The organism is Pullulanibacillus camelliae (assembly GCF_014642655.1).
Classification (GTDB): Bacteria; Bacillota; Bacilli; order Bacillales; family Sporolactobacillaceae; genus Pullulanibacillus; species Pullulanibacillus camelliae.
The window spans coordinates 1-10962 of sequence record NZ_BMIR01000040.1 but is presented as its reverse complement, the minus strand read 5'-3'; the positions used below and the strand labels follow the sequence as shown (position 1 = coordinate 10962).

9 protein-coding genes are annotated in these 10962 nt (G+C 40.1%); 4 read left to right on the top strand and 5 right to left on the bottom strand.

Annotated elements, in window-relative coordinates; all coding sequences use genetic code 11:
- Positions 1-484 precede the first annotated feature (484 nt).
- Entirely contained in the window at positions 485-1765 is a 1281-nt protein-coding gene (locus IEW82_RS19690) for an ArsB/NhaD family transporter (RefSeq protein ID WP_188699072.1), read from the top strand.
- Positions 1766-1848: 83 nt separating this feature from the next.
- Here the strand turns inward: IEW82_RS19690 and IEW82_RS19685 are convergent, their stop codons facing one another.
- The 3 genes from IEW82_RS19685 to IEW82_RS19675 form a co-directional block, all read right to left on the bottom strand.
- Positions 1849-2859: a GH25 family lysozyme gene (locus tag IEW82_RS19685; protein ID WP_188699070.1), complete on the bottom strand. Its 1011-nt coding sequence runs from the start codon at positions 2857-2859 to the stop codon at positions 1849-1851.
- A gap of 238 nt (positions 2860-3097) precedes the next feature.
- Positions 3098-4984, bottom strand: a complete 1887-nt coding sequence (locus tag IEW82_RS19680; protein ID WP_188699062.1) for a nitric oxide reductase activation protein NorD — start codon at positions 4982-4984, stop codon at positions 3098-3100.
- A gap of 56 nt (positions 4985-5040) precedes the next feature.
- Positions 5041-5931, bottom strand: a complete 891-nt coding sequence (locus IEW82_RS19675) for an ATP-binding protein (protein WP_188699060.1) — start codon at positions 5929-5931, stop codon at positions 5041-5043.
- A 200-nt stretch (positions 5932-6131) separates the two neighbouring features.
- On the opposite strand from IEW82_RS19675, the gene IEW82_RS19670 reads away from it, so the two are divergent.
- The 3 genes from IEW82_RS19670 to IEW82_RS20490 all read left to right on the top strand — a co-directional run bounded on the left by IEW82_RS19670 (position 6132) and on the right by IEW82_RS20490 (position 9019).
- Positions 6132-6593: a CBS domain-containing protein gene (locus IEW82_RS19670; RefSeq protein ID WP_188699057.1), complete on the top strand. Its 462-nt coding sequence runs from the start codon at positions 6132-6134 to the stop codon at positions 6591-6593.
- A gap of 921 nt (positions 6594-7514) precedes the next feature.
- Complete coding sequence (locus IEW82_RS19665) at positions 7515-8564, top strand: LCP family protein (protein ID WP_188699055.1); 1050 nt, start codon at positions 7515-7517, stop codon at positions 8562-8564.
- A gap of 353 nt (positions 8565-8917) precedes the next feature.
- Entirely contained in the window at positions 8918-9019 is a 102-nt protein-coding gene (locus tag IEW82_RS20490) for an ATP-binding cassette domain-containing protein (protein ID WP_373285746.1), read from the top strand.
- A gap of 232 nt (positions 9020-9251) precedes the next feature.
- Here IEW82_RS20490 and IEW82_RS19655 read toward each other — a convergent pair whose 3' ends face one another.
- Positions 9252-9437: an SE1832 family protein gene (locus IEW82_RS19655; protein ID WP_188699052.1), complete on the bottom strand. Its 186-nt coding sequence runs from the start codon at positions 9435-9437 to the stop codon at positions 9252-9254.
- A gap of 81 nt (positions 9438-9518) precedes the next feature.
- Positions 9519-10532, bottom strand: coding sequence for an LLM class flavin-dependent oxidoreductase (locus IEW82_RS19650; RefSeq protein ID WP_188699050.1), 1014 nt, complete (start codon positions 10530-10532; stop codon positions 9519-9521).
- Between the last annotated feature and the right edge of the window lie 430 nt (positions 10533-10962).

The following is a 10962-nucleotide window of genomic DNA, read 5'->3' as shown; positions in this document are numbered from 1 at the left end:
GGAACCAAGCGAAGACATTCGCGCGGTAGCTGGAAAAGCGTACAAATTTAGAGTGCCAGAAATACTGGGATGAATAGGGTACCGAGAAAAGTTTGACACAAACTTTGCACCCTGATGCTTTGCAGGCATTCTTAATGTGTGTTGTTTTATAATCACGACAGGAGTGCCAAGTAAAGCATTTTAAGCTGAATTTGGATGGATCAAAAGGAAATTTTAAAATGCCAGAGTTAAAGAGGGGATTAAGACAGCCGATTTAGTGTGCGCCAGCTTTTTCCTCACAAACAATTATGGCCAGTGTATAAATCCTAAATAGGTTCAAAAAATGTTCAAAAATAATCTGGGATCAGGAAGAATTTCATGTTATGATGATAGAGACTAATATCTTAGTCCTCTTAAAATGTAAATACCTTTTCTGTACCGGAGGAGCCTGTCACTGACAGGCTCTTTTTGTCTTTTTTTCTAAAATTTTTGAAGGGGTGGAGTCATGACAGATCAAGCTTTACTTGCTTTGGGGTTATTTATAGTGGCCTATGTTTTCATCGTATCGGAGAAGATACATCGCACCATTGTTGCTATGATCGGCGGATTGCTCATGATCGCCTTTCATTTTGTGGATCAGGAATCTGCTATTCATCATATTGATTGGAATACATTGGGCCTGCTCACGGGTATGATGATCATTGTATCGATTACAGCAGAAACAGGGCTTTTTAAGTATATTGCTATTTTTTCCGCAAAAAGAGTTAAGGGGAATCCCTTAAAAATTTTAATTATCCTCTCGATGATCACAGCCATTGGCTCGGCATTCCTGGATAATGTCACCACTGTACTTCTTATTGTTCCAGTGACTTTCAGTATCACTCGCCAGTTAGGCGTATCCCCAATACCCTATTTAATGTCAGAAATTATGCTGGCGAATATAGGCGGGACCGCAACAATGATAGGAGACCCTCCAAATATTATGATCGGGAGCAGGGTTGAGGATATTTCATTTATTGATTTTATCAATGAATTAATGCTCATCTCTCTTTTCATTGGTGCAGTCACCTTGGTAATTCTTGCCTTTTTTTATCGCAAGCAATTGCGCACAACCGAAGCGGCAAAATTAAAAATCATGGGGATGGATGAGCGCGCTCAAATTCAAGATTCTGCACTTTTAGTCAAATGTTTAACTGTATTAGGGCTAACTATTGTTGGATTTTTTGTTCATCAGTCTCTTGGGATTGAATCGGCAACGATTGCCCTTTCTGGAGCGTTTCTCTTGCTGTTACTTGCAGGCAGCAAGCATTTAGAGCAAGCTTTGACGCATGTAGAATGGCCAACAATCTTTTTCTTTATGGGATTATTTGTCCTAGTAGGGGGATTGGTCGATACGAAGGTGATTGAAACCTTTGCTTCCGCCGCAATGGACGTGACAGGTGGGGATTTGACAAAAACCTCTTTATTGATTCTTTGGATGAGCGCAATTGCTTCTGCCTTTGTTGACAATATCCCGTTTGTAGCGACAATGATCCCGTTAATTCAAGACATGGGGGAAATGGGAATAAGCAATCTACATCCATTGTGGTGGAGCTTAGCACTTGGCGCATGCCTTGGAGGAAATGGCACCCTAATTGGAGCGAGCGCCAATGTAATTGTCGCCGGAATGGCTGAAAAAGAAGGGCATGATCTATCGTTCATGAAATTTTTTAAAGTTGCTTTTCCACTTATGATCCTTTCAATTGTTATTTCCACTTTTTATGTCTATTTTAGATATTTAGCTTAATGGAGATGAGGATGTCCCAAATCCTTTGCGGACATCCTCATCTTTTTTATTTAAAAAGTTCAATTGGATTTAAGTGGCAGGATTTAAAATAAGGTGTTCCAAGTTTCTGGTCCTACGATACCATCAATGCTTAAGTGGTGTCGCTTTTGATAATTCATCACAGCACGGCGTGTCACAGGACCATAAATGCCATCAGCAGGGACTTTAACAGCACGCTGAATCCGCTTTATATTTTTTTGATCCTTTGAACCAGGCCCGATAAGATGACCGGGATAAGGGACAATTGCGTTATCTGTTGCGGATGGCTTATAACCGATAATGATTGTTTTCCCGATGGGAAGTGCTTTGGGATTGAGCTTAGGGTTCCATTTTTGTAAAGTGCCGTGAGCCAAATGAAATTGATTTTCAAGCGCCCAAAATGTATCCCCTTTTTTTATCTTATAGTAGGTGGGTTTAGAGCTTGCAGGTTTTTGTCCTTTAGATGGGGAGGATTGTAAGGATGCAGTCGTGTCAAGGCAGACCTCTCCCTTAATGCCTGGAACAGTGCCGTTGCTTGAATATTGGAAATACTGCCAGGTATTCCAGATGCCATTATTCCCTGGTTTTTTAACACCATAATGAGCAATCCATAATGGAATCGATTTTAATGAGGCGTCTAAATGCGTTTTGGCAAATGAGGTATACGTGTATAATAAAATTGCATTTTTTCCATGAATTTGTTTGATGTGGTTGAGAAAGGCAAGTGCCGCTTTTGAAAGTGTCGATTTGCTTAACGAGGCATTATTGGTTTCAATATCGAGTGCATAAGGGAGATCGCGGGACAGCCCTTTGGTGGTCTCGAGAAAATGCTGTGCTTCTTGCACGGCTTCTTTTTCACTTGTAAAACGTGCAAAATGATAAAAGCCAACCTTCATACCAGCGGACTTTGCACCATTATGATGTTTTTTTAACATGGGATCGACGAAGGAGGGGCCTTCGGTTGCTTTTATAAATACAAAGCTTTTTCCCGCTTGTTTGACTTTTTGCCAATCAATATCACCTTGCCAATGGCTGACATCAATGCCTTGAAGCATTTTTTCACTTCTCTCTTGCATATCACACATCCTTTCCATTTAGCCTTATTTTAATTTATGCAGTGACTAGAAAATAGGTTTGGATGTTTGTGAAGGATGAAGGGAGTTTTCGCGGTTAAGAGGAGAAAAGGTCTGAAAGGCACAGTTCCAGACCTTGTTTTGTTTCATGAGAATCATTATTTTTCGTGATCATCTTTCTTGATATAACAAAAATTGCGCTCAGCTTCTTAAGTGCTTGTAAAACAGTGTCGAGCAGCGCTTATTCTATATGATTTAAAATCAGTCTTTTAAGGAGAGGAATCATCGCATTTGGAATGTCCTCAATGGTTGGAATGACTAGGCTTGATCGGCCATAAATGCGCTTCATTGTTTCTTTTTCACGTGTTGGAGAAGTATTGCTTCCTAGATAAATGCCGATGACTTCAAGGCCCTTTTTTCGGGTTTCAATCACTGCTTGATGTGTATCTACAATCCCTTGATCTTCATAGTTAAAGGCTGAGGGTTCACCATCAGTGATGATCAAGAGAATTTTTCGTTTTTCGGATCGCTGTAATAATTGTTTTGCTGCATAACGAATTGAAAAGCCATCACGATTATCTTCTTCAGGCTCAAGCTGCAGAATCCTTGCTCCTACTGACTTTTGAAAACAGCTATCAAAAGTGATGACCGGTTTAAATAGATTGGGCTGGCTGTCTTGATTGGCTTTTAGTGCGTCCTCCCAAAATCCAGTAATAGCATGATGAATATGCAAGGCTTTTAATGTCTCATGGAAAAGGATGAGTCCTTTGTGTGTTTCCTCGATTTTATCATACATTGAAGCCGAGCTATCGACAAGGAGTGAAAAAACTACATCGAGCTCTTTGCTTTCCGCATGCTTTTTCATAAAGAGTCTTGGATTATCTTCTGTGACAACCTTTAAAAGTTGTTTCCCAAGTCGACCATAGTATAAATCAGTCCGTGCTGCATTTTGCTTATGTTCAATGGCTTTTTGAATGGAACGCTGCAACCCTTTTTGGACGGTTTGAATATCATGAACAATTTGCCGATAGTGGCTTTCATCCTTAGCTGAGGGCTTATGTGGTTGAACCGTTTGAGCTTCCGCAGTTTTATTTACATCTGAGTAGCCATGCTGTGCTTGTCCCGATCCCTTTGGCTTAGCCTCTTCTTTTAATGGGGGATGATCGTCATATTGATTGCCATCTGCATCCTGAGATTGACCTTGAACACTTCCGAAGGCTTGATCACCTGATTCAGCTTGACGTTCACCTTCACCCATTAAATCTGCTTTTGCTCCTTCATCTAGGTCAAATTGTAGAAAATTATTCCCTTCATCCTCTTGTTCTTGATGCCAAGAAGGCATGGCTTCATCATAGGTATTTTTGTGTTCTTTTGTTTCCTGCTCCCTCTTACTTAAAGGTTCATGTCCCTCGCGAAGCTTTATTTTTTCTTCTTTCGTACCTGTAAAGTCCCATGATTTTAAATACATGGTTTTCATATCAGGGAGACTTTCTGGAAGTGAGGCACTGAAGATATGAACGCTTTGAAGCGTTTCTTTTAAGTCAATCCCATCGCTGCAATCACGAACGAGTCGACGGATTTCAGGCTTTAGCTCGGCAAGCTGTGGGGGCAGCGCAATGGGGCGCGCAATCATTTGCAGGTAAATTGCACAGAATAGTGCATCCAACCCCTCTTCACGATGAAGATGGTAGTGGGCTCTTTCACGGTAATGATTTTGTAACAAGGCCTGGCGCACAGTGAAAGCCCTAATCATCCCACGACGCTGTGAAAGACAAAAGCGCTGTAGACGAAAATCCTCTAATAAATAAAAGAGCTGTTCGCGAAAACGTTTATGTTTCATGGACGCAATTGTGCTCAAAAACTGTTTAATTTCTGAGAACTCACGCACACGTGTTTGGCCAAAAGCGCGGAGATAGATATCGCTTTTCATTCCTTCAATACGACGCGGATCAAGCAGGCGGTCCCAATAATGACTAATGGTGACCAGTTCTTGCGTCGGTTTGAAAGTAGAATGATAGGCATAATCCACTTCAAGCCTTGGTGAAGCAGATAGGGTTTTTGCGAGATCGGTAAGCGCCAATTTAATAAATGGGTCCGTACGTGGCTCAAGGTTATTAAAGAATTTCATTGTATCTCACCTTTTTTGTGGTCAGTACCATAAATGGCTGAAGTGATTTTGCGAGGTTATGCAAAAATCGTTTCAGCGATATCATGCACTGCTTGTTTCTCTCTCTCATCATCGAGCTTATCAATTATCGCTCTTTGGATGGCACGTAAGGGTGGAATGGAAGCAGCTAGATCACAGGCGTCGAGCAACGAACGGATTGATCCTGCTTCTTCGGCAATTTGCCCTTCTTCTACTTTAGATAGGAGGTCGTGGCTGAGCGTTACAAAACCTTGAAGGAGGTCTTCATCCATAAGCTGTGACTGATTTTTTAATAGGTCGTAGAGTGCTTGTCCTTGAAGATAGGGGACTTCAATCACGATAAAGCGGTTTTTCAGTGCCTCATTTAAAGGTGTGGTTCCAATATATCCCTCATTAATCGCGGCGATAACTCCAAACTGTTCTTTGGCCCGAATCGTTTGATTGGTAAACGGATTTAAGACTTGTTTACGGTAGTCTAGCACGCCATTTAAGATAGGGAGTGTTTCTGCCTTTGCCATATTGATTTCATCAATATATAAAAAATGCCCTCCTGTCATTGCGATTTCCACAGGACCCGGTACGAATTGAATTTGCGCGCGATTTTGTGCATCATAGGTCAAGGTTTTATAGCCTAATAAAGCTTCGGCATCCAAATCAACCGAGCAATTAATCGACTGCATGGGTCTATTGAATAAGTAAGAGAGCAGCTCGGCAAGCTTCGTTTTTCCTGCTCCTGTCGGCCCTTTAAGTAAAACATTCTTTCCAAGGGAGAGTGCGATGATTGCATCACTCACAAGCGTAGGATCTGGAGCTGTATAGCCGACTTGCCCAATGCTCTGGTGATTAAATAGCTCAGTATCATGCAGATGCCTAAGCTTTGTTTGTATAGGTTCAGGAATAGGGTATTTTTGTAATTCGTGTTCTAACATTTTGTTCATCCTTCCTTGCGTTTCCAATTAACACTATAACGATTTTGTCTTTTAAGGTCTATAGTTTCAGCCTATTGGATCCTCATTGCATGAAATTTGTCGTGAAATATATAAACTTATATACATTGTGTTAGCTCTTTTTTGTTAAAATAGCGGTAGAGCTACTATTCGGTAAGCAGGAAATTAAGGGGGGAAGACGAGTGGAAGTAAGAGATTTCATGATTTATGATGTGATAAAGGTGAAGAAAAGCGATACAGTACGAGACCTATTAAAAAAGCTGGTAAAGCATAAAATTGGTGGCGTTCCCGTTGTAGATGATTCAGATGTTTTGGTTGGTATGGTGAGTGATGGAGACGTTCTTCGTGCGCTTTCACCAAAAGAGGAGACAGTGATTGATTTTTATACCATGGTTTTCCTCATTGAAAAACAAGAAACAAAAACTGCAATCTCCAAAGTGCTTGATAAAACGGTTGAGAGTATTATGACACAGAGACGCATCTATGATGTTCATCCTGAAGATGCGTTTGAAAAAGTACTTAATATTTTATCTCGTCACCATTTCAAAAAAATTCCGGTGACTAATGGGGCCGGACGGGTGGTAGGCGTCATTAGTCGTGGTGATATCATTCGTTTTATTAATAAACAGATTGCAGAAAATTAAAAGCCAGGGCAACCTGGCTTTTTTTAGTATCGGGTAAAGCGATACAAGCGGGTTTTGTTAGAGAAAGTGAGCCTATGAAATAGAGAGGGGGGCAAAACTAAAGCGTTGAGATACCCCTAATACTGGATGATAAGATTGTAAAAGGAGTCAGGGAAACCGAAGCGCAAAATACGAGACTCCTACGGCAACGGGGCGGTCATTACTTCACGAACAAACCTCGCATTGACTTGAGGAAGCTTCCTACGAAGCTTGTCTAGTAGACGCAGGAACAGGAGATCTTGAGTCATAAATACTTGGGAAGCCCTAAATCAAATCTAAGTGCCTTACATCCATGTGATAACACCGAAGCTAGCACCTCAAGGCCCCCAAAAAGTAAAGAACACTTTTCGGGGGCTGATTGTACGTCGGAGGCTATCCCCGTAAAAGCGAAGTGCGCTTCATGCTTCACTTAAAAAGCCAACGGCATTCACAAATTTTATGGGTTCGGCCATCTCAATGTGCGCAAACCTTCTGTTTCAGCCCTAAAAACACCGTTAACGTTAAGTACAGAACTTGAGTGCTGTATAAATGATTCGGATATAAAAGAATAAATAGGATATAAATTATCAACACTATAGTTAAAAAATAGTTCGACAGGAACGTACAAAAAAAGATGTTCTTCTTTCGACTTTTTTGATACATTTATAACTAGTGAGTGACACCACTATGAATTGGCGGATTTTGGGGAAATATTGGGAGATGAATTTTAAAAACAATGGCAAGCTGCTGTTAGGTAAGAACAACAGAGCCTTCAGCTTCTCATCTTTTATAAAGGGAATAGTTTAGGGTATTTTGAAACCTTTTGACGCTTATTGTCGTCTTAAAAAGCGTTGAGTCTAATTTAAAAATAAATGTGTCAATGTGTAAAGTGAGGTCTTAGTTTTGGCTGATTCAAGAGTGAGCAGGAGACATGGAAACAAAAAACGTAAATGGCCGAGGCGTTTGCTTATTGCCCTTTTAATTATTGTGTTAATCGTTATCGCCTACGGTGTTTATGTTTATTACAAAGCAAATGATGCCTTAAATGATTCCCAGGTTGATTTAGGGAGATCAGGTGATAAATCGGCCCTAAGAGATCAAGCGGTGACGATTGGCAAAGACCCGATTTCAATTTTAATCATGGGTATTGAAAATTATTCAACAAACGGAAAAGATGGGCGCGCCGATTCGCAGATTCTGGTCACGGTTAACCCTGATACGAAGAAAATGACAATGGTGACCATTCCGAGGGATTCAAGGGTACAGATTGATCATGCTGGCCAATATACAGGTATGCATAAAATTAATGCAGCTTATACTTATGGTTCAATTACCGATTATGGTGCGGACAAGCTACAAGTGGAGACAGTAGAGAAAATGCTTGATGTTCCAATCGATAAATTCGTTGCGGTCGACTTTGATGGCTTTCGTGACATCGTTGATACCCTTGGTGGCGTGGATATTAATATTAAACAAGGCTTTTGGGAAAAGGATATTTATAATCATAATAAACACATTACTTTCCAAGCAGGTCCTGCCCATCTTAATGGGGAGGAAGCCCTTGCTTTCGTACGGATGCGTAAGCGAGCAGTCAATGTCACCTACTCTCGTGACGAACGGCAGCGCCAATTCCTGAAAGCAGTGATTAATCAAGCCATCTCAGCAGGGACGATCTTTAAAGTAGGCGAAATCACTGATATTCTCGGAAAACATGTGGAAACCAATCTCAAAGCCAATGAGATCTATGCGCTTGAGAAACAATATTCATCGATGAAAAAATCCTCTATAAAAACCATTAATATTGATGGTCAGAATGAAAATGTAAATGGCTTAGATTATTTTATTCCGGACGGGCAAAGCTTACAGGATGTAAGCAATAAGCTTCGCAAGTCTTTGAATCTGCAGCCAGATCCCAATTATTCAACAAATGCCGATACAGTAGGTGCGCCCTAATCTACCCTAAGAATAAATGAGGAGTTAAAAAGGTCAGCGATTTTCGCTGACCTTTTTTGTACTATCAGAAAGTTAAACCTTTGCTAACGATAATAAAGTAGAACTTTGACTTTCAACACCAGAGACTTGCTAATAAACTCAGTTTTTTTAACAGGGTTTGAACCAAAATGAAGCACATGACGTTAATCATGTGATGAGAGAGTTAGCTAAGCGCCCTTATTGTGCTCCATTCTTAGAAAAAAGCAGGTAGGTTTGTGTTTAGATACTCATGGTAAAAGATTTTACTAAAGTTTGCGAAGGAAGGGTGTCCATCGTCCCCTTGAAGGAGTTTGTTTTGAAAGTGATAAGGATGAGTGTGTTGGCTGTATGGACAGTCAGGAAGTGGCAAAACAACGTTATTAAATAGGATCGCAACCTTTGAGCGCCCTTCAGTAGGAAGAGTTTTTAATTGGTGATAAGAATCGCTTTCAGCTCAAGAAAAATGCACTTGCTATATTTAAAGGAGGCTATTGTTTGATGGAGCTATTCAAAAAAACGACTCTGATTTATTGTGCGGCTATTCTTATGATGATCATCGGGTATAGTTGTTACTATTTGACTCAAGTCTAGTCATATACAAAACGCTCAGTTCATAGGGAACTGAGCGTTTTGTTTTGATGAAGTTAATGATATCGGAAGCGTCTGTCTTTATTTTAAGGTGGCAAGTTGTTTTCTTACACTTTGCATTTCTTCTTCTATTTGAACCAATAGCTTTTCAGCTGAAGCAGAATTGCCAACGGTAGCTTCCATTTTTTCTAAATCTCCTTGAATCCGAATATAATCACTTTTTAAGTCGATTAACCGATCTTCTAATTCTTTTTTTGTTAGTGGCATTGACTTTCACCTCTCAATAATTGTAACGTAAATTAAAGCATAAACCAATGAAAGACACTGATAAGGATCTTCAATCTATGTTTACTGATCTCCATTTAAATTGAAGGCTTCAGCCAATAAGCGATAGGAGTGGAGCTTATCTTCAAAATTATGCGTAATCGTAACGATCATAAATTCCTCTGTACGATAATCGTGACTCATTTCTAAGATTTTGGTTTTTACTTGTTCGGGCGTCCCAACAATCATTCGCTTTCGATTTTCAGCGATTCTATGATAATCATAATCCGTTAAGGGATAACGCTTGGCTTCATCTGTAGAAGGGTACCGGTCTGTCGCTTTTCCATTTTCTAATAGTAGAAGGGAGATGTCGAGGGTACGCGCGAGATCCTCAGCTTTTTCTTCACTATCAGCAACAAAGGCAAATATGGCGACCATTGATTGAGGGTTATCATTAATGACTGAAGGCTGGAAACGTTCTTGATACCAACGCATTATATCTTCTCCGCCATTCCCATTAATAAAGTGAGCAAAGGCATAACCTGTTCCTTGTTGGGCTGCAATGCGAGCACTTCCACCAGAAGAGCCGAGTAGCCACATTTTTGGCACTGTTTCTATTATAGGTGTCGCGAGTAATCCAGGAAATCTGAATGCATCACCCGTCAAATTATACAAATAGGTTTTTAAGTCATCGATTTGTTGGGGATAAGGATCTCCTGTGGTAAAATATCCTTCCTGTAGGGCTTGAGTCGCTAAGGGCATACCACCGGGTGCTCGTCCTAATCCCAAATCAATTCTATTGGGATTTAAGGCCTCTAACACCTTAAAGTTTTCAGCTACCTTATAAGCACTGTAATGGGGGAGCATTACCCCTCCTGAGCCCACGCGAATACTTTGGGTCTTTGAAGCCAAATGACTAATGAGAACTTCCGGACTTGAGCCCGCTAGACTTGGACTGAAATGATGTTCAGATACCCAAAAACGAGTGTAGCCTAGTCTTTCGGCTTCTATGGCTAGTCGTGTCGTATCTTTTAAAGCTTCAATTGCTGATTTACCATTTGGGATTGGAGATTGGTCTAATATACTTAAACGTATCATTGGGAATCACCTCATCTCTATTGTATAGTTTTTCCTAGCTTTCTTTCCTAAAAATGCTCATAAAAATTGGTATTAATTAGCATGTTTAAATTATTGACGATAGGGAAAGTAAATGATATCATGAATAAGTCGCAGTTATGGCGATGGACAATTTATTATTCATTCCTTTTTATAGTTTTTTAACACATTACTTTCTTTATGATAAAAAGGGAATTGACGATGAACAGTTATCTGTGTTATAAGTAATAAGTTGTCGCTATAGATCTTTAATTTGGTTTGTTGGGAAATTTATTGACAACAAATTATTGATTTGATATACTTTATAAGCTGTCATTGAAAGACAGCGCGATCGTTCTTTTAAAACTGAACAAAAGCCAAGCGCAAAAAGGGAAACCTTTTAAATGACGCCAAGATTTAACTTTTAACCATA

Bases quoted from the DNA above. Each gene is read 5' to 3' on its own strand.
- IEW82_RS19690 (WP_188699072.1), top strand. From the start codon at position 485: ATGACAGATCAAGCTTTACTTGCTTTGGGGTTATTTATAGTGGCCTAT.
- IEW82_RS19685 (WP_188699070.1), bottom strand. From the start codon at position 2,859: ATGCAAGAGAGAAGTGAAAAAATGCTTCAAGGCATTGATGTCAGCCAT.
- IEW82_RS19680 (WP_188699062.1), bottom strand. From the start codon at position 4,984: ATGAAATTCTTTAATAACCTTGAGCCACGTACGGACCCATTTATTAAA.
- IEW82_RS19675 (WP_188699060.1), bottom strand. From the start codon at position 5,931: ATGTTAGAACACGAATTACAAAAATACCCTATTCCTGAACCTATACAA.
- IEW82_RS19655 (WP_188699052.1), bottom strand. From the start codon at position 9,437: ATGCCACTAACAAAAAAAGAATTAGAAGATCGGTTAATCGACTTAAAA.
- IEW82_RS19650 (WP_188699050.1), bottom strand. From the start codon at position 10,532: ATGATACGTTTAAGTATATTAGACCAATCTCCAATCCCAAATGGTAAA.